This is a genomic window from Pseudomonas sp. MM211, from assembly GCF_020386635.1.
Classification (GTDB): Bacteria; Pseudomonadota; Gammaproteobacteria; order Pseudomonadales; family Pseudomonadaceae; genus Aquipseudomonas.
The window spans coordinates 5,022,657-5,041,754 of record NZ_CP081942.1; the positions used below are offsets into that span (position 1 = coordinate 5,022,657).

Annotated in this window: 16 protein-coding genes and 1 pseudogene; 10 read left to right on the forward strand and 7 right to left on the reverse strand. The window is 61.7% G+C overall.

Features of this window, described 5'->3' with window-relative positions; translation table 11 throughout:
- Window positions 1–106 precede the first annotated feature (106 nt).
- Window positions 107–1,096: pseudogene (locus tag K5Q02_RS24680) on the reverse strand (cache domain-containing protein); the annotation flags it as partial.
- A gap of 203 nt (window positions 1,097–1,299) precedes the next feature.
- Here K5Q02_RS24680 and dapC point away from each other — a divergent pair.
- Window positions 1,300–2,496, forward strand: a complete 1,197-nt coding sequence (dapC, locus tag K5Q02_RS23085) for a succinyldiaminopimelate transaminase (protein WP_225834718.1) — start codon at window positions 1,300–1,302, stop codon at window positions 2,494–2,496.
- A gap of 38 nt (window positions 2,497–2,534) precedes the next feature.
- Here the strand turns inward: dapC and K5Q02_RS23090 are convergent, their stop codons facing one another.
- The 3 genes from K5Q02_RS23090 to K5Q02_RS23100 form a co-directional block, all read right to left on the reverse strand.
- On the reverse strand, window positions 2,535–3,479 hold the full coding sequence (locus tag K5Q02_RS23090) for a methyltransferase (RefSeq protein WP_225834724.1): 945 nt from the start codon (window positions 3,477–3,479) through the stop codon (window positions 2,535–2,537).
- A 17-nt stretch (window positions 3,480–3,496) separates the two neighbouring features.
- Complete coding sequence (locus K5Q02_RS23095) at window positions 3,497–4,783, reverse strand: iron-containing redox enzyme family protein (RefSeq protein WP_225834726.1); 1,287 nt, start codon at window positions 4,781–4,783, stop codon at window positions 3,497–3,499.
- 431 nt (window positions 4,784–5,214) lie between these two features.
- Window positions 5,215–7,626: a hybrid sensor histidine kinase/response regulator gene (locus K5Q02_RS23100; protein WP_225834728.1), complete on the reverse strand. Its 2,412-nt coding sequence runs from the start codon at window positions 7,624–7,626 to the stop codon at window positions 5,215–5,217.
- A 386-nt stretch (window positions 7,627–8,012) separates the two neighbouring features.
- Here K5Q02_RS23100 and K5Q02_RS23105 point away from each other — a divergent pair, with 386 nt between their 5' ends.
- From K5Q02_RS23105 to K5Q02_RS23120, 4 genes are all read left to right on the forward strand, one after another.
- On the forward strand, window positions 8,013–8,849 hold the full coding sequence (locus tag K5Q02_RS23105; protein WP_225834730.1) for a bifunctional hydroxymethylpyrimidine kinase/phosphomethylpyrimidine kinase: 837 nt from the start codon (window positions 8,013–8,015) through the stop codon (window positions 8,847–8,849).
- Window positions 8,849–9,493 (forward strand): thiamine phosphate synthase, encoded by a 645-nt coding sequence (gene thiE / locus K5Q02_RS23110; RefSeq protein ID WP_225834731.1) that lies wholly within the window; start codon window positions 8,849–8,851, stop codon window positions 9,491–9,493. The genes K5Q02_RS23105 and thiE overlap by 1 nt, the downstream gene beginning before the upstream one ends.
- A 22-nt stretch (window positions 9,494–9,515) precedes the next feature.
- Window positions 9,516–10,805, forward strand: a complete 1,290-nt coding sequence (gene hemL / locus K5Q02_RS23115; protein ID WP_225834733.1) for a glutamate-1-semialdehyde 2,1-aminomutase — start codon at window positions 9,516–9,518, stop codon at window positions 10,803–10,805.
- Between the two features lie 272 nt (window positions 10,806–11,077).
- Window positions 11,078–11,626 (forward strand): tetratricopeptide repeat protein, encoded by a 549-nt coding sequence (locus K5Q02_RS23120; RefSeq protein WP_225834735.1) that lies wholly within the window; start codon window positions 11,078–11,080, stop codon window positions 11,624–11,626.
- Between the two features lie 60 nt (window positions 11,627–11,686).
- Here the strand turns inward: K5Q02_RS23120 and K5Q02_RS23125 are convergent, their stop codons facing one another.
- Entirely contained in the window at window positions 11,687–12,010 is a 324-nt protein-coding gene (locus tag K5Q02_RS23125) for a DUF1820 family protein (protein WP_225834737.1), read from the reverse strand.
- A gap of 222 nt (window positions 12,011–12,232) precedes the next feature.
- Between K5Q02_RS23125 and miaB the strand changes: the two genes are divergently transcribed.
- The 5 genes from miaB to lnt all read left to right on the forward strand — a co-directional run bounded on the left by miaB (window position 12,233) and on the right by lnt (window position 17,599).
- On the forward strand, window positions 12,233–13,567 hold the full coding sequence (miaB, locus tag K5Q02_RS23130; protein ID WP_225834739.1) for a tRNA (N6-isopentenyl adenosine(37)-C2)-methylthiotransferase MiaB: 1,335 nt from the start codon (window positions 12,233–12,235) through the stop codon (window positions 13,565–13,567).
- Between the two features lie 119 nt (window positions 13,568–13,686).
- On the forward strand, window positions 13,687–14,706 hold the full coding sequence (locus K5Q02_RS23135; RefSeq protein WP_225834741.1) for a PhoH family protein: 1,020 nt from the start codon (window positions 13,687–13,689) through the stop codon (window positions 14,704–14,706).
- Window positions 14,703–15,161: an rRNA maturation RNase YbeY gene (gene ybeY, locus K5Q02_RS23140; RefSeq protein WP_225834743.1), complete on the forward strand. Its 459-nt coding sequence runs from the start codon at window positions 14,703–14,705 to the stop codon at window positions 15,159–15,161. The genes K5Q02_RS23135 and ybeY overlap by 4 nt, the downstream gene beginning before the upstream one ends.
- A 25-nt stretch (window positions 15,162–15,186) precedes the next feature.
- On the forward strand, window positions 15,187–16,023 hold the full coding sequence (locus tag K5Q02_RS23145) for an HlyC/CorC family transporter (RefSeq protein WP_225834744.1): 837 nt from the start codon (window positions 15,187–15,189) through the stop codon (window positions 16,021–16,023).
- Window positions 16,024–16,078: 55 nt separating this feature from the next.
- Complete coding sequence (gene lnt / locus K5Q02_RS23150) at window positions 16,079–17,599, forward strand: apolipoprotein N-acyltransferase (RefSeq protein WP_225834746.1); 1,521 nt, start codon at window positions 16,079–16,081, stop codon at window positions 17,597–17,599.
- 113 nt (window positions 17,600–17,712) lie between these two features.
- Here the strand turns inward: lnt and K5Q02_RS23155 are convergent, their stop codons facing one another.
- Window positions 17,713–18,477, reverse strand: coding sequence for a YdcF family protein (locus tag K5Q02_RS23155; RefSeq protein ID WP_225834748.1), 765 nt, complete (start codon window positions 18,475–18,477; stop codon window positions 17,713–17,715).
- 131 nt (window positions 18,478–18,608) lie between these two features.
- The gene (locus tag K5Q02_RS23160) at window positions 18,609–18,947 is read right to left on the reverse strand and encodes a hypothetical protein (protein ID WP_225834750.1); all 339 of its coding nucleotides are present in this window, start codon (window positions 18,945–18,947) and stop codon (window positions 18,609–18,611) included.
- Between the last annotated feature and the right edge of the window lie 151 nt (window positions 18,948–19,098).

A 19,098-nucleotide genomic window follows, 5' to 3' on the forward strand; every position in this document is an offset into this window, starting at 1 on the left:
CCCGCGCATGCACTTCACGGGTCGCCGAAGCCACTTCACGGATCGACTCGTGGATACGCTCGACAAAGCGGTTGAAGGCACCCGCCAGTTCGCCGAACTCGTCACCGGAATCGATTTTCAGGCGCTGGGTCAGATCGCCCTCGCCTTCGGCGATGCCGCCCATGGCGTGGCTCATCACGTGCAGCGGGCGCAGCAGAATGCGGATCAGCGCGCCAAGCAACAGCAGGATCGCGATTACCCCGATGACCGTGGACATCAGCGCCGAGATACGGAACTCTTGCAGGGCGGCGAACGCTTTGCCCTGGTCGACGGACAGGCCGACGTACCAACGCACCCCGGCCAGCCCCTGAACCGGCAGGAAGGTGACGATGCGCGCGCTGCCATCGACAGCGGAGACATCCTGCAGACCGGACTCCAGGCGCGGAGCACCACCAGGGAACAGATCCGGCAGCTTCTTGAGCACCAGGCTCTTATCCGGATGTACCAGCACCGTGCCCTTGTCGTCGACCAGGAAGGCATACCCCATGCCGCCCAGATCGAAGGAGTTGAGGATATCGTCGATGGTCTGCAGCTTCAGGTCACCGCCCACCACACCCTGCAGGTTACCGCCAGCGTTGACGGGACGGGTGATGGTGATCAGCAGGCCATCGCGTGGGTCGGCGGCCAGGTAAGGCTCGGTAAGACCCGGGCCGCTGCTGCCGACCGCACTTTTGTACCAGGGGCGCTGACGCGGGTCGTAACCGGCGGGCAGCTCGCTAGGAGGAAACTGGGTGTAAGTACCGTCATTCTGGCCGTAATAGGCATACAGGAAGGCCGCAGCGATGCTGCGGTGCTGCAGGTTCCTGGCCAATGGCTCGGCGGCGCTGTCGTCCTGAACCGACTCGGCGAGGTTATCCAGCAACTGCATGCGGCCATTGAGCCAGTGTTGAATGTTACCGGTGGACACCTGGCCGACGTCATTGAGGTAGTTCGCCAGGTTGTCGCGGATCGAGCTGCGTTGCAGGTAGTCGTTGTAGAGGGCGAACGACGCAAAGGCTGCAATGACCACCAGTGACGCAGCCAGCATGATCTTGTGGCTGAACTTGAGGGTGCGCATAGAGGGTCTCGCTGAATGAAGGACTGAATACGGGTTGCAATCAGGCTATCGGCTTGGAAGCGACTGTCTTTAGAACCCCAAGCATCAGCTTAGCGACCAAAATTGATGGCAATCGGACAGACGAAGGGAATTTTGCTGGGACCGCCTCGCGTGCTAGTGTCGGCAACTTTGTCGCCGCCCTACAAAGGACACGTCGGATCATCATGAACCACGCCCTCGCCCAGCTGCAGCCCTACCCGTTCGAGAAACTCCGCGCCCTGCTCGCCGGCGTACAGCCCGCGGCCGATCGCTCGCCCATCGCGCTGTCCATCGGCGAGCCGAAACATCGCTCTCCGGCGTTCGTCGCCCAGGCGCTGACCGACAATCTCGAACAACTGGCGGTATACCCCACCACGCTGGGCATTGCAGCACTGCGCGAAGCCATCGCCACCTGGTGCGAACGCCGCTTCAAGGTGCCGGCTGGCTGGCTCGATCCCGCGCGCCACGTGCTACCGGTGAACGGCACCCGTGAGGCGCTGTTCGCCTTCACCCAGACCGTCGCCCAGCGTGACGTCGATGGCCTGGTGATCAGCCCCAATCCGTTCTATCAGATCTACGAAGGCGCAGCCCTGCTCGCCGGCACCCAGCCGCATTACCTGCCGTGCCTGGCCGAGCTGGGCTTCAATCCGGATTTCGATGCGGTGGCGCCGGAAGTCTGGCAACGCTGCCAAATTCTCTTCCTCTGCTCGCCCGGCAACCCGACGGGTGCGCTGATTCCCGTGGCAACGCTTAAGAAGCTGATCGCCCTCGCCGACCAGTACGATTTCGTCATCGCAGCGGACGAGTGCTACAGCGAGCTGTACTTCGACGAGAGCAACCCGCCGGCCGGCCTGCTGACCGCCTGTGCCGAGCTGGGCCGTAGCGACTTCAAACGCTGCGTGGTGTTTCACAGCCTCTCCAAACGCTCCAACCTGCCTGGCCTGCGCTCGGGATTCGTGGCGGGCGACGCGGAGATTCTCAAGGCCTTCCTGCTGTACCGCACCTACCACGGCTGTGCCATGCCGGTACAAACCCAGTTGGCCAGCATCGCCGCCTGGCAGGACGAAGATCACGTACGCGCCAACCGCGACCTGTACCGCGAGAAGTTCGCTGCCGTGCTGGAAATCCTCGATGGCGTGCTCGACGTGCAACGTCCGGATGGCGGCTTCTACCTGTGGGCCAAGACGCCGGGCGACGATGCCGAATTCACCCGTGCATTGTTCGCCCGGGAGCACGTGACCGTGGTACCAGGCTCCTATCTGTCACGGGAAGTCGATGGTCTCAATCCTGGCAGCGGTCGCGTGCGCTTGGCGCTGGTCGCACCGCTCGAGGAATGCGTGGAAGCCGCACGGCGTATCCGTCGCTTCATCGAAAAGGCCTAATCTGCGTGGCGCCGCTTCCAGGGGCGGCGCTGCTGCCGTCAACTCGCCGTGCGGGTGACGGTGAGCACCACTGCAGCGATGCGCTCGACGTCCTCGTAACCCGGCTTCGAGAGCTCTTCACCAAACACGTCCGGGTCGACTTCCTCATAGCGCCAGGCCAGCGAGTAGTGCCCCAGCGTACGCTGGATGTAGGCGAGAAACGGGTCACCGCCAGCGGTCATCGCCACACCGGTATAGAGCAGCAGACTGCCTCCTGACGCCAGTCGGGTCACTGCGGCCTCGACGATAGCCTGCGACAATCCCGCCCCCAGTTCACCACCCCCATCACGATAGGCGCGGCTTTCGCTGTCGAGCATGTAAGGCGGGTTGGCGACGATCAGATCGAACTCGCCCTGCACGCCCCTGAGCAGGTCACTGTGCTGAGCCCTGAGATTGTCGGCACCCGCGAGGGCGGCGTTGATGCGGGTGTAAGCAAGCGCCTGGGGATTGATATCAACGGCCAACACCTCGGCCGCCGGACGCGCCAGCGCGATGCTTTGCGCACCCGGCCCGGCGCCACAACCGATATCCACCGCACGACTGATCGTTGCAGTGGACGGCGATCCGAGAAAGGCATCGATCGCTCGCACGAAGCGGTAAGTATCCGGGCCGAAGAACACCGCATCGGCCTGACTCGTCGGATAGCGCGAATGTACGAACAGCTGGTCACCCAGGCTGGAGTAACGCACGGCGCTGCGCAGTTGCTCACCCTCCTCGATTAGTACCCCTGCGGCGCGCATCAATTCGAGCAAATCGGCGCCAACCAGGCCGGGCACGAACGGACGACTCCAGCCGAAAACGCCCGGCAGATCCTGAGCCAGTGCATTATCTGTGCGGCCATTGACGCGTTCGTGAGTCAGCGGTGTGCCGGTTATGAATCTATAGCCTCGCGCGGTGAGCGCCTGGCCGAGTTTCAGTAGTGCCTGCTGTGGTTCGTTAAGCATCGGTGCTCCGACAACGGTTACTGGAGATAGTCATTGAACAGGCGTGTGGCCAGCAACCCTGCGGGGGTGAAGTGGCTGGCGGGCGACATCAACTCGATCAACTTTTCCGGCTGCTGGCCAGCCGGCAGTGCACGCAGGGTTGCATGCAGTGCCTGGGTTTCGTCATCCAGACCACCCATTTGCGGGCCACCGGGTTGTGCCGCGCTTCGACGGTTACGGCCGCGGCTGCGCGGCGGCGTCCAGTCGCCGGCAATCCAGTCATGCAGCAGTTGTTGTTCGTAAGCATTGAACACGCCGAACATGGCTGCCCGATCGCCTTGCACCAATTGCCAGAAACGGCTGTTTTGCGGGTCTTCGTTACGACGAATCCAGCCACGTCTCTCCAGCGCCTCGAGCAGGCCGTGCACCTGCCCTGGCTGGCTCAGCCATTCGTTGACGGTGCGCCCCTCGATTCGGCAATAGTCGGAATGCACCTGCGTGGCGACTTCGCGCTTGCGCTCGAACATGCCCAACAACTGCTCTTCGAGATCGAACGCGGCGATCACTGCGGTGGAACCGACGCCCAGGTCGTTGAGCTGGTAACCACGCATCACCCGGCGATAGAAGGCTTCGCGGTCACCGACCACCGGCAGATTCTCCAGAACCGCCTGCACTGCCTTTTGCGCATGGCCGGTACCGGCGTTGTCGATAGTCACATGCAACTGGAAGTAATAGGGATCTATCCCCAACTCGGTCAGTTCGTAGCTGGTGATCAGCAGGTGCAAGGGCAGTTGCTCGTAGCCGAGGTTGTAGCCGATCACCTCAGGCAAGTACTCCTCAGCCAGATGGCCCAGTGCAAGTTGCTGGGCGCCCTGAAGAAAATGCTCGTCTGCCAATTCGGCCAGCTCGTCGCAACCGTTCTGGCTGAGGAGCTGCTTGTACAACACCACATGATTCATGGCAGGGACGCCGTCGCCCAGCTCCTCGAGGTAGGTACGCAGCAGCGGCCGCAGCCTCGGCTCCTGCCAGTGTTTGAGCAACCCATAGAGCCAGGCGCCATCGACCAGTTTGGTGGGCGCCACATGGCGCAGGAAATAAACGGCGTGGGCACGATTGCTGAAATAACGCCTTGGCGCGCCCTGACGACGCTCCTGCAGGTACTGCGCATACGCGTCGGTAGTACGCAATGCGGCATCGCGCATCCAGCCCAGCAGCGCCTCCGGATGAGCCGGCATGTCGCAAGCCAGCCGCTCACTCGCCTCCAGTTGCGCCTCGAGAAAACCGCGCGCCTGATGCAAAGCGCCATCAGCCAATTGGGGCTGCAACAGTCGTTCGTAGAGGGTGCGAGCAGGATACGGATGGCAGAAAGCTGTAGCTTTCTCGAGGCGTGGTGAAAATCGGCATCAATGTGGTCATGGTCGGAGCCTTGCGTGGGCAGTTCAAAGGCGCTTTCGAAGCGGAGGGTTCGAGAGCAGCGCTCAGGTGATTCCATGGGTGGCCGTTTTACCGATTTGCAGGTCTGCTCGACCCGCGAATCAGTCTTGGCCTTATGGAATAAGGAGGAGGCTGCGCGAAAAAAGATTCAACTTGAGGGATAGGCGGTAGCGGCACAGGGCGTCATGGCTACAGCGCAAAACAGTCAGTCGCGATGACAGCCAGGTGACCGATCAGCGGACTGGAAACGCAGAGACGAAAAAGCCAGGCGGCGTGCAGCCGGCCTGGCTAATGGGTGGTAATACGCCATACGGCACCAGGCTCAGGCAGAGCGGCACAGCACCCAGTCATGCAGCAACACACGCAACTCGTCGAACTTAACTGGCTTGGCCAGATAATCGCTCATGCCGGCCGCCAAACAGCGCTCGCGGTCACCGGACTGGCTATGAGCAGTGATCGCTAGCACCGGCAGCTCGGCACAACCGGGCAATAGGCGCAGCGCCCGACAGGTAGCGAAACCATCCATCACCGGCATCTGACAATCGAGCAACAGCGCGTCGACCGACTCGCGCTGCAGGCACTCCAGAGCTTCGCCGCCGTTATCCGCAGTGCGCACGCGGTAACCAAGCTTGAGCAGCATGCCGCGAATCACCAGTTGGTTGATGGCATTGTCCTCGACCACCAGCACGGTGCATTGCTCCGGCGCGCGCACCGGGCTGCCACTGGCGCGGCGCACCACTGGCTTACTCGCGCCCTTGTGTACCGGCAAGACCAGCGTCAGGTTCAAGCGAAAGATACTACCGCCTGCACCGGCACGATTGGGCTCATACGCCAGGCTGCCGCCAAGCAAATCGACCAGTTGCCGACAGATACTCAGGCCGATACCAAGGCCGCCGTATTGGCGAGTCATCGAGGTGTCGAGCTGATGGAAGCGGCGGTACAGATCCGTTTCGCGGACATCCTCCAGACCGATGCCGGCATCGATCACCTCGAAGCTCAGCGGCAAGCTCTCGAGTGTCGCCTCGCCATTACCACGTACGCGCAGGCGCACCTTGCCTGCCGCCGTGAACTTGATGGCGTTATCCAGCAGATAACCCAATGCTTGCGCCAGCTTTACCGCATCGCCTTCCACGGTGTCAGGCAGATGCTCGTCCAGGTCGAGAGCGAAAGCCAGGCCCTTGTCACGGGCGCGCCCTTCGTAGTTGGCGCACACCCCATCGAGCAGGCCACGCAGGCTGAACGTCTCACTCCGCGGGTAGAGCCTGCCGGATTGCAGCTCGGTGAGCGCAAGGATGTCGTTGACCATCTGCATCATGTCCCGCGCCGAACGCGTCGCGGTCTTCTGGTACTGCTCGGCCTCCGGCTCCAGACGCAGGGTCTGCATCAACTCCAGGGAACCGATAACGCCGTTCATCGGCGTGCGCAACTCATGGGTTACGGTGGCCAGGAAGTCGTCCTTGAGGCGATTGCTGTCGGCCAATTCGTGGTTCAGCGCCTCCAGCTTGGCAGTAGCGCTTTGCAGAATGCGCGCACGTTCCTCCTTCATCGCGTTGATACGGTCGGCCAACGCCAACGATAACAAGGCAACTTCGATCGCACTGCCGATCTGGCTGGCGTACATGGTCAGGAACATATTAGGCAGGTAGCCAAGCACCATCAGCGTATTGACCACACCACCGAGCAGGAAAGCCGCCCAAGCAATGATGAAATAACGCGCGACCCGCATGCCTCGCAGCCAGGCCAGCACACCGGCGATGGATACCACCAGGGTAAACACCAACGCCAGCAAGGTCGCCAGGCGCAGCGACACGGCATAACTGGCAGTCAGTGCCAGCACCATCACCGTCGTGCCCCACAGCATCAGCAGCAACAGGCAACGGTCAACCCAAGGGCTGTGCTCGGAAGTCTGCAGAAAACTGCGGGCGAACTGGCAGCCGAACAGTGCCGTGGCACCGATCAGGAACGGCGTGGCAACGTTCGCCCACCACGGGTTGCTGGGCCAGAAGAACTCGATGCCAGCACCGTTGACCGACACCTGATACAGCCCGAACGAGGCGATATAGAGGATGTAATAGAGGTAACTGGTATCGCGGACGCTGATAAAGATGAACAGGTTGTAGATCAGCATCACCAGCAGCACGCCGTAGATGATACCCAGCATGTAGATACGCGCCGGCTGCTCTTCTAGATAGGCGGTGGGCGACCAGAGGGTCAGCGGCGCCTGGATCGAGCCCTGGCTTTCAATACGCAGGTAGACGCGTCGAACCTGATCCGGCTTGAAGTCGAGGGGGAACAGGTAGTTGTTCTGGCGAATTTCCCGACTGGAGAACGGCAGCGAATCGCCAGTGCGTTGCGTCAGGTGAAAGCGACCATCGGCACCTACCTCGTAAAGCTCCAGGCGATCCAGCGGTGGATAAGCCAGCTCCAGCAACCAGTGCTGATGATGGCGAGCGGATACGGAGGCGTCCTGGGGCAAGTAATGCAGATCGATCCGCAACCAGAATGCGGATCGGGAATAACCCGCGTTCAGCACCGATTTATCGTGGTCACGAAAACTACCTTGCAAGGCGCTGGAGGTAACGTCGTCGATGCTCTTGTCGCCACGCACGTCCTCGAACACCGACATCATCTGGCCAAGCGGCAAGGCACGTGTGCTCTCGTCGAACACGGCCAGCCGCGCAGCACTCGCCAATACCGGGCAAACTGCCAAAAGAATGATCAGAAAAAAACGCATGCAGCCCCGCTAATGGCTGTGTCGAGCAGTACCGTAAGGCCCCACGCCCTCTTGATGATACTGGCTTGCACGGCTCGAAATAGGAATGCCGGCAACTCTAGAGTCTGCCAGCGCTTTATCGCAAGCGCTACGGCGACGAAAAACCAGACCGCTCATTGTGCCAATAGGCGCAGTAGAGCCTCGGTGACAACCTCAGAAACGGCGATAGCACTGCCCGCCTACCTGTGCGGCCCATCCATCCGGCGAGACTATCCAGCCTCATCGCAACTTATTAAATGTTAAGCTCACGCCCCACAAAAACGCCGCCAGCTAACCGCTGCAGTGAACCCCGACCAACCAGGTACTGCAGTTGCCGCCGTACCCGCCAACCGGAACCCGCGACACAGATGATCGACTTCGGCCTCCCTGATTACGCGCGCAGCACCGCCCGCCTCGCCCCCTCGCGCCCAGTGGTGCTGTGCCTCTCCGGTCACGATCCGAGCGGCGGCGCTGGCCTGCAGGCCGATATCGAAGCGCTGCTGGCCCAGGGTTGCCACGCGGCTCCTGCGGTGACCGCACTGACCGTGCAGGACACCGTCGACGTCAGCGACTTTCGCGTACTCGACCGCGACTGGGTGCTCGCTCAGGCCCATGCGGTGATCGCCGACATGCCGGTAGCGGCGGTCAAACTGGGCATGCTCGGCTCGGTTGAAATGGTCGAAACCGTACTGATGATCATGGACAAACTGCCAGGCGTGCCGTTGGTCTGCGACCCGGTACTGCGTGCCGGCGGTGGCGGCGCTCTGGGCAAGGACGAAGTCGGTTTCGCCATGCGCGAGCGCCTGTTCGCGGTATCCACCATCGCCACGCCCAACCTGCCGGAAGCACGCATCCTCGCCGAACTGCCAGACGGCACGGCTGACGAATGTGCGGACAAGCTGCTGCCGCACATCCGCCACCTGCTGATCACCGGCGGCCATGGCGACGAAAGCGATGCGGTGCACAACCGTCTGTACCTGCGCGATGGCAGCCAGCACACCTTCACCTGCCCACGCCTGCCTGGCAGCTATCATGGCTCCGGCTGCACCCTGGCCAGCACCCTCGCCGGGCGTATAGCGTTGGGGCAGGATCTGATCAGCGCGGTCGAAACAGCCCTGGATTACACCTGGCGCACCCTGCGCGACGCTGAACAGCCGGGCCGCGGCCAGTTCATCCCTCGCCGCCTGCCGCTGGATCTCTCCTGATGCCCGCCCGCCGCGCCAAGCTAAGAGGTCTGTACGCGATCACCGATAGCCAACTGCTCGCTGGCGGCAAGCTGCTGCCCTATGTCGAGGCGGCCCTGGCTGGCGGTGCACGCGTGCTGCAATACCGCGACAAGTCCGGTGATGAAGCCCGCCGCTTGCGCGAGGCCGAGGCCCTGCGTGGTCTCTGCGAACGCTACGGCGCGGCGCTGATCATCAATGACGACGCCGAGCTGGCCGCCCGTTTGGGTGTCGGCCTGCACCTAGGCCAGGAAGATGGTTCGCTGGCCGTGGCCCGCGCCCTGCTCGGACGCAAGGCGGTCATCGGCGGCACCTGCCACGCCCGCCTGGAGCTGGCCGAACAGGCCGCCCGCGAAGGCGCCAGCTACGTGGCCTTCGGGCGCTTCTTCAATTCCCACACAAAACCCGGCGCACCAGCGGCCACGCTCGACCTGCTGGCCAGCGCCAAAGCACGCGTGCAGTTGCCGATCGTCGCCATTGGTGGCATTGACCTGCACAACGCCGCCCCCTTGATCGAAAGGGGCGCCAGCATGATCGCGGTGATCCACGCCCTGTTCGCCGCGGATTCAGCTGCCGAAGTGGAGCGCCGCGCGCATGCCTTCAGCGCCCTGTTCCAATCGGCCTAATTCATTTCCAAGAGGCTCTACCATGTCACGCTCCGAAATCCTCTTCGCCAACGCCCAGAAACACATCCCCGGTGGCGTCAACTCGCCGGTTCGCGCCTTCAAGAGCGTGGGCGGCACGCCGCTGTTCTTCAAGCACGCAGAAGGCGCCTACGTGACGGATGAGGACGACAAGCGCTATGTGGATTACGTCGGTTCCTGGGGGCCGATGATCCTCGGCCACAGCCACCCGGAAGTGATCGACGCGGTACGCCGTCAGCTCGACCATGGCCTCTCCTACGGCGCCCCGACCGCCATGGAAACCGAGATGGCCGATCTGGTCTGTGCACTGGTGCCATCCATGGAAATGGTGCGCATGGTCAGCTCCGGCACCGAAGCGACCATGAGCGCCATCCGCCTGGCTCGCGGCTACACCGGCCGCGACAGCATCATCAAGTTCGAAGGCTGCTACCACGGCCACTCCGACAGTCTGCTGGTCAAGGCCGGCTCCGGGGCGCTGACCCAGGGCGTACCCAACTCTGCGGGCGTGCCAGCAGCTTTTGCCAAGCACACCCTGACCCTGCCGTTCAACGATATCGACGCCGTCGCCGAGATGCTCGGCAAGGTCGGTAGCGAGGTCGCCTGCATCATCGTCGAGCCGGTCGCCGGCAACATGAACTGCGTACCACCAGCGCCAGGCTTCCTGGAAGGTTTGCGTGAGCAGTGCGACAAGCACGGCGTAGTGCTGATCTTCGACGAGGTGATGACCGGCTTCCGCGTCGCCCTCGGCGGCGCCCAGGCGCATTACGGTGTCACGCCGGACCTGTCGACCTTCGGCAAGATCATCGGTGGCGGCATGCCGGTGGGCTGCTTCGGCGGCAAGCGCGCGATCATGGAGCGTATCGCCCCGCTCGGCCCGGTCTACCAGGCCGGTACACTGTCCGGCAACCCGCTGGCCATGGCCGCCGGCCTGACCACCCTGAAGCTGATCAGCCGCCCGGGCTTCCATGCCGAACTGAGCGACTACACCAGCAAGCTGCTGCAGGGTCTGCAAGAGCGCGCCGATGCGGCCGGCATTCCCTTCGTCACCACTCAGGCGGGCGGCATGTTCGGCCTGTATTTCAGCGGCGCTGACGACATCGTCACCTTCGACGACGTAATGGCCAGCGATGCAGAACGCTTCAAGCGCTTCTTCCACCTGATGCTGGAAGGCGGTGTGTACCTGGCACCGAGTGCGTTCGAGGCAGGTTTCACTTCCATCGCCCACGGCGAAGCCGAGCTGAAACTGACTCTGGACGCCGCCGAACGCGCGTTCGCCAGCCTCAAGCAGGCGTGATCTCGATCGTTCATGCGCGGCTTTTCTTGATTCGCGCGCATAATGGTCGAGCCTGTGGCTCTGCGGCTGATCCTCTATAAGGCATCAGCCGCCGATTTTAGCCGCATCGGCGCGCAATTCGCAGCTAACAGGCGGTCGATGCGCGCCACGATGGGGCAGAAAAGGCGCCAAACACTTTGTAAGAACGGTGCGGCTTATTTCATAATGTGATGGCGGACGCATTTGCTTCGCCGTCATCCACCCTGTCAGCACCTCGAGGTATCTGGATCTTCATGAAGCGCACCGGCCGCACCCTGTCTCTGGGCTGCCTGTTGCTCCTGCTGCCATTGCTAGCACTGGCGGACGGAAACTCATTGCTGATCCCGGCGACCGGCAGCTGCTCGCTGAACGTCGCCCCCGAAGACCTGCCCGACGCCTTGCAGGCCTGCCAGCAGACTGCCGAAGGCGGTGATGCTCAGGCGCAGTACGAGCTTGGCGAGTTTTATTACGACGGCAGGGCTACCGAGCGCGACCTTCCCCAGGCACTCAGCTGGTTCGAGCGCGCATCGCTGCAAGGCCATGCGCAGGCGCAATATCACCTGGGCATGATGTTCTTCCGTGGCGAGGGTGTGGCCGCCAATAACGTGCAGGCTTATATCGTGCTGAAGATGGCCGCGGTCAATGGCTCAGACGAAGCCATGGACAGCGCCGACGAAGTATCGCTGCAAATGCCAAGAGCCGAGCTCGAAGTCGCCACCCAGGTGCTGGGGCAGATTTTCCGCAATTATCTGCAGGAACTGCAGGCCGCCGACGGCCTGTCGCCTTTCGCCCCACTGAAATAAGTCACGCCAGGCAGGCTCCCGTCAAAACCAACGGGTTGCCAGCAGCCTGCAGCCTGTTGCTTATTTATCAGGCATCGGCATGGGGAACGGCATGATATTGCCGCCGCCCTTGGCCTCGCTGATCTTCGGCGTACCCAGGCGTTCGACTTCATCGATGCGCACAATCGAATGCATCGGCACGAAGCTGCGCACCACGCCATCGAACTGGGCCTTGAGCTTTTCCTCGCTGGGGTCGACGACCACTTGGGTGCGCTCGCCAAAGACGAATTCCTCGATTTCCAGAAAGCCCCACAGATCACTTTGGAAGATCTGCTTGGCGTACATCTCATACACCTGGCCCTGGTTAAGGAAAATCACCTTGTAGATCGGTTCACGCTTTGTCATGGGTAGCTATTGGCTGGCAGTCAATAAGAGGGCGCGAATCTTAGCACGCCTGCTGGGCACGAGGTCGCCTCGTCTTATCCATAGCTTGTGGCCTCGGTCGGCCAAGGCCCTTATACTGCGCGGTCATATTTATGGCCCGCTGCTGGCGGCCATCCTGTGGATCGTCGCTGACGCGACGTTAAAAATTCTTCGCACTATTTTTCAATCACTCCAGGCAGTGCCATGACCAAGAAGCTCTATATCGAAACCCACGGTTGCCAGATGAACGAGTACGACAGCTCGCGCATGGTCGACCTGCTGGGCGAGCATCAGGCCCTGGAAGTGACCGAGCGTGCGGAAGACGCCGACATCATCCTGCTCAATACCTGCTCGATCCGCGAAAGAGCCCAGGACAAGGTGTTCTCTCAACTAGGCCGCTGGCGTGAATTGAAACTGGAGAACCCAGATCTGGTGATCGGCGTTGGCGGCTGCGTGGCCAGCCAGGAAGGTGCGGCGATTCGTGATCGCGCACCCTATGTCGATGTGGTCTTTGGCCCGCAGACCTTGCATCGCCTACCAGAGATGATCGATGCGGCACGCAGCACCAAGATCGCTCAAGTGGATGTTTCCTTCCCCGAGATCGAGAAGTTCGATCGCCTGCCCGAGCCCCGCGTCGACGGCCCCAGCGCGCTCGTGTCCGTGATGGAAGGCTGCAGCAAGTACTGCACCTTTTGCGTGGTGCCTTACACCCGCGGTGAGGAAGTCAGCCGCCCACTGGACGATGTGCTGACCGAAATCATCCATCTAGCCGAAAACGGCGTGCGTGAACTGACCCTCCTTGGCCAGAACGTCAACGGCTACCGGGGTACCAATCGCGAAGGCGGTATCACCGACTTCGCCGAATTGCTGTATCTGGTCGCGGCTATCGATGGCATCGACCGCATCCGCTACATCACTAGCCATCCGCTGGAGTTCTCCGACGCGCTGATCAAGGCCCATGCCGAGATCCCAGAATTGGTGAAATTCCTGCACCTGCCGGTGCAATCGGGCTCTGACCGTATTCTTGCGGCGATGAAGCGCAACCACACCGCACTGGAATACAAATCACGCATCCGCAAGCTCAGGGCTGCAGTGCCGGATATCGTCATCAGTTCGGACTTCATCATCGGCTTCCCCGGCGAAACCGAGAAAGATTTCGAGCAAACCATGAAGCTGGTGGAAGAGGTTGGTTTCGACTTCTCCTACTCCTTCGTCTACAGCTCGCGCCCCGGTACCCCGGCGGCCGATCTGGTCGACAACACCTCGGAAGAAGTGAAAAAGCAGCGCCTGAAAATTTTGCAAAATCGCCTCAACCAGCAGGGTTTCGAAAACAGTCGGCGTATGGTCGGCAGTGTGCAGCGCATTCTGGTCAACGACTTTTCGAAAAAAGATCCCGGCAAGCTGCAGGGCCGCACCGAGAACAACCGCTACGTCAACTTTCCGTGCAGCAACCCACAGCTGATCGGCCAATTCGTCGATGTACATATCGACGAGGCGATGCCACATTCATTGCGTGGCACGCTGATCGAGCGCCACTGAGCGCAGGACGCTCTAAAACATGCCACCGCGCAGCACGGTCATCGACCGTGCTTTTCCCCGGCGACGGCTAGCGCTATTCTCTGCCTTCAACTCAGCCGACTGGCGGCCAAAATACAACTTTGAATACATCCATAGAACCTCATCGTTTCACCCTCGAACCCTTTGAAGCCAAGCGCTTCGCCAACCTCAGCGGGCAATTCGACGAGCATCTGCGCCTGATCGAATCACGTCTGGGCATCGAGATCCGTAACCGTGGCAATCAGTTCGAGCTGCTCGGCGAGCCAGGGCAAACCACCTCTGCCGAGAACCTGATACGTCGCCTGTATCGCGAAACCGACAGCGCCGAGCTGTCGCCGGATACGGTGCACCTGTTCCTGCAAGAATCGGGTATCGAGGAGCTGAACAACCCCAGCGCCCACACCCACATCGCCTTGCGCACCCGCAAGGGCATGATTCGTCCGCGTGGCGCCAACCAGCAGCTTTACGTGAAAGCGATCCTCGACCACGACATCAACTTCGGCATCGGCCCGGCAGGTACAGGCAAGACTTACCTGGCCGTGGCCTGCGCAGTCGATGCACTGGAACGCGAGCAGATCCGCCACATCCTGCTGGTACGCCCGGCGGTCGAGGCCGGTGAGAAGCTGGGCTTCCTGCCTGGCGACCTGTCGCAGAAAATCGACCCTTACCTGCGCCCGCTGTACGACGCGCTCTACGAGATGCTGGGTGTCGAGCAGGTTGCCAAACTGATCGAAAAACAGGTGATAGAGGTCGCGCCGCTGGCCTACATGCGCGGCCGCACGCTGAGCAACAGCTTCATCATTCTCGATGAGAGCCAGAACACCACGATGGAACAGATGAAGATGTTCCTGACCCGTATCGGGTTCGGCTCCACGGCAGTGATCACCGGCGACATCACCCAGGTCGACCTGCCGCGCGGCACCAAGAGTGGCCTGACTCACGTGCTCGAGGTACTCAATGGCGTGCCGGGCATCAGCTTCACTCACTTCAAACCCAAGGACGTAGTGCGCCACCCACTGGTGCAGCGCATCGTCGAGGCTTACGAGCGCTTCGAAACCGAACACAAGCCCTTCGACCGCCGCCCGGCGGACAACGACCCGGGTGCCAGGTCAGACACATGATCGAGCTGGATCTGCAGGTCGCCAGTGACGGCGACCACTTACCCGCCGAGGGTGCCTTTCAAGCCTGGTGTGAGTTGGCCCTGCGCCAGCGCACTGCCGACTCGGAACTGACCATTCGCCTGGTCGACGAGGCGGAAGGCCGCGAGCTCAATCACACCTGGCGACACAAGGACTACGCCACCAACGTATTGTCCTTTCCCGCCGATGTACCTGATGATTTGCTGGATATCCCGCTGCTCGGCGACCTGGTGATCTGTGTACCAGTGGTCGAGCGCGAAGCCATCGAACAAGGCAAGACACTGGAAGCGCACTGGGCGCATTTGGTGATACACGGCTGCCTGCACCTGCTCGGCTACGACCACATCGATGATGAGGAAGCCGAGGAGATGGAAGCGCTGGAACGATTATTGCTCGCCGAGCTGGGTCATCCCGACCCGTATGCCGGCGACGAATAGAAGCAAGGATCCCGAGTAAACCCCCATGAGCGAAGACCGATCGAGCAACGAGCAGAAGTCCTGGTTGAATAAACTGACCCAGGCTTTTGCTCATGAGCCGAAGAACCGCCAGGAACTGCTGGAAGTTCTGCGCGATGCGCACCAAAACAAACTGCTCGACAGCGAGGCGCTGGCCATCGTCGAAGGCGCTATCCAGGTCGCGGACCTGCAGGTCCGCGACATCATGGTGCCGCGCTCCCAGGTGGTCACCATCAAGGCCAGCCAGTCTCCCAAAGAATTCCTCCCGGTGATCATCGAAGCGGCGCACTCACGTTATCCGGTGATTGGCGAAACCCTCGATGATGTGCTCGGCATCCTCCTCGCCAAGGATCTGCTGCCATTGCTGCTAGCCGACCAGCCCGACTTCAATATCCGCGACATGCTGCGCCCGGCGACTTTCGTACCAGAGTCCAAGCGCCTCAACGTGCTGCTGCGCGAGTTCCGCGCCAACCACAACCACATGGCCGTGGTGATCGACGAGTACGGCGGTGTCGCCGGCCTGGTGACCATCGAAGATGTGCTTGAGCAGATCGTCGGCGACATCGAGGACGAGCATGACGTCGAGGAAGACAGCTACGTCAAACCACTGCCCAGCGGCGACTTCCTGGTCAAGGCGCTGACGCCTATCGACCACTTCAACGAAGCCTTTACCACTGACTTCTCCGACGACGAGTTCGACACCGTCGGCGGCCTGGTAATGAGCGCCTTCGGCCACCTGCCCAAGCGTAACGAAGTGACAGTGATCGGCGAGTTCCGTTTCCGCGTACTGAATGCCGACAGCCGCCGCGTACACCTGCTGCGCCTGACGCCGCTGGCCCGCTGACGCGTTGTAGCGCCCTGCAAGCGGGGCGCTTCTCACTCCCCTCACGAGCATCCTGATGAATCGACTGTTCCGCCCCGGCTGGCCCGGCAATCTGATCGCCCTCCTCGCCGGTGCGCTTATCACCCTGGCACTGGCGCCTTACGGCATCTGGCCGTTGGCACTGCTGTCGATTGCCCTGCTCTACCGCGGGCTACGCGACCTGACGCCGCGCCAGGCCGCCTGGCGCGGCTGGTGGTACGGTTTCGGCCTGTTCGCTTCAGGCACCAGTTGGGTGTATGTGAGCATTCACGACTACGGCGCCGCGTCACCGCCCCTGGCTGCGTTTCTGACCCTGGGTTTCGTCGCCGGTCTCGGCCTGTTCTTCGCTCTATTGGCCTGGTTGTGGGCTTTATTGCTGCGCCGCAATGCATCACTGGTAACGGACGCCCTGGTTTTCGCCGCTTTGTGGGTCGTTCAGGAAGCCTTTCGTGGCTGGTTCCTCACCGGGTTCCCGTGGCTCTATGCCGGCTATAGCCAGCTCGACGGCCCGCTGGCCGGCCTCGCGCCAGTGGGTGGTGTCTGGCTATTGTCCTTTGCGCTGGTGCTGAGCGCCGCACTGCTGGTCAATCTGCCACGCGCCTATAGACATAAGCCGCAACTGGCTGCAGCACTCGGCCTATTGATCGCAACCTGGCTTAGCGGCGCGCTACTCAAGGATCACGCCTGGACAGCGCCGGCTGGCGAGCCACTAAGCGTTGCGGCCATCCAAGGCAACGTGGAGCAGAACCTCAAGTGGGATCCGGCACAGCTCAATGCGCAACTCGCGCTGTACCGCGACATGAGCTTCAGCAGCAAGCCGACCGACTTGCTGATCTGGCCGGAAACCGCCGTCCCGGTACTCAAAGAACAAGCCACCGGCTATCTCAGCGTGATGGATCGTTTCGCCAGCGACCGCCAGAGCGCACTGATCACCGGCGTACCGATTCGCCAGCTTAACGAGCACGGTGAGTTGCGTTACTACAATGGCGTTAGCGTGGTCGGCCAGGGTAGTGGCGACTACCTCAAGCAGCGGCTGGTACCTTTCGGTGAATACGTACCGCTACAGGAAGTGCTGCGCGGCCTGATCGCCTTCTTCGACCTGCCGATGTCGGATTTCGCCCGCGGCGACGCCGATCAGCCGCTACTGGAGGCCAAAGGGCATCGCATCGCGACATTCATCTGCTACGAAGTGGTCTACCCAGAGTTCGCCGCAAACCTCGCCGCGCAGAGTGATCTGTTGCTAACGGTGAGCAACGACACCTGGTTCGGCACCTCGATCGGCCCGCTGCAACACCTGCAAATGGCCCAGATGCGCGCCCTAGAGGCCGGCCGCTGGATGATTCGTGCCACCAACAATGGCGTGACCGTACTGATCGATCCCTTCGGCCGCATTACCGAACGCTTGCCGCAGTTCGAGCAAGGCACCCTTTACGGTGAAGTGCAGCCCATGCAGCACCTGACGCCGTACCTGCAATGGCGCTCCTGGCCGCTGATCATCCTGTGCGGCCTGCTGTTGGTTTGGGCATTGTTCAGGCGCCGGCAGACCGCTGGGCAATAGATGGCAGAAGTGCCAATCGAGTGGATGGAGCGCACACCAGACGTGTGCTCCATCCACAACCCAACGATCGCAATGCCCTCCCATGCGTCGCCATCACGTGCGATGACAAAACGCTAACGCCCATAGACCAGCGGGTATGCCAAGCTGCCCACCACTTCGTTAAGCAGCAAGGTGCTTTGCCATACGGCCTTGCCCTCTGGCAGCCAGCCGCCTAGCGGACGATCGTTGGGCCCGCCGATAAACCCCACGGGCGCGGCCACCACCTCAAAGCCAGCTTGTTCGAAACTCCAGCGCGAGCGCGGCATGTGCCAGGCCTGGGTCACCAGCACCACACGGCGAATACCTCCGGGCTGCAGCATGGCGGCGCTTTCTAGCGCGTTTTCCCAGGTCGTACGGCTGCGCTCTTCCCGCCAGCGCACCTCGACACCGAAATCCTCACTCATCACGTCAGCCATTAGCCTCGCTTCACTCGGCGGCCGACCGAAATGCAGCCCACCGGTGGTCAGCACCGGTAACCCGGAAGCCTTGGCCAGGCGCGCAGCATAGCGGGTACGCTCCAACGCTATGGCACTGGGCTGATCTGCGCCCCAGGCCGGGTCTGCAGAATCCCGTCCGCCACCCAATACGACGATAACGTCCGCATGTTGCGCCAATCCAGCCCAACTTTCCTGAACCAGCGCAGGCTCACGCTCGATCAGCCGCGCCGCCCACTCCACCGTCACCGGCAGGCTCATCAACCACAACCCGCCCAGCCCAATGGCGAAACAGCCTGCCGCCAGCCGCGGAAAGCGCCGCCGCAGAAACCAGGCGAGCACAAGCAACAGCAGGAGAATGCCGGGCGGCATGAAGAATTGCTTGAGCATGTAGCGAAGCGGCATCGAGCACCTCCGGAAAGGGTCGAAGCCTAGAGGCAGTTGCGACTGCAGTACAACCCGCGCCGCCTTTTGAGATGAGAAAAACCGTACTGCACGAGCGGAGCCGCACTCAATCGCCAACACGAACCTGAACGCTAGATGTCGGGAAGAACCGCAGCGGATGGGTGCCACTGCCCACAATAGAAGACTGAATGACGTTCGAAAGGAGGTTGCACGGGCTCCAAAGATGCCACACCGGACAGGTAGTGCTGCGCAGTAGTGGCGTGCCAGCCCTTCAGCCATTGGTGATCATTGCTCATGTACGCGGTGATCAGTGCCAGTTCTGCAGCGGACAAACCGCGTACCTCCATGTCAGCGCAAGGCGCGTCGGACAAACGCGCGAGGCTGTCGGCTTCATCGAGGGCCGAAGTCAGCCGTTGCAGCAGGCGTCCATAGGGGTCACCGCCACCATCGTTATTCGCTGAATGTTCCATCGTACACCTCCGGGCAACGCGCCCTTCAGATCAGCTTAGCGCTCCCTCTGGGGCGAGCCGTGTACCGCGACAAACGGTGAGCCACACGCCCGCCAGAGCAATCAGCGTTTCCCTCCGTCAAGGGGGGTCATGTATGCTACGGCGTTTCCCG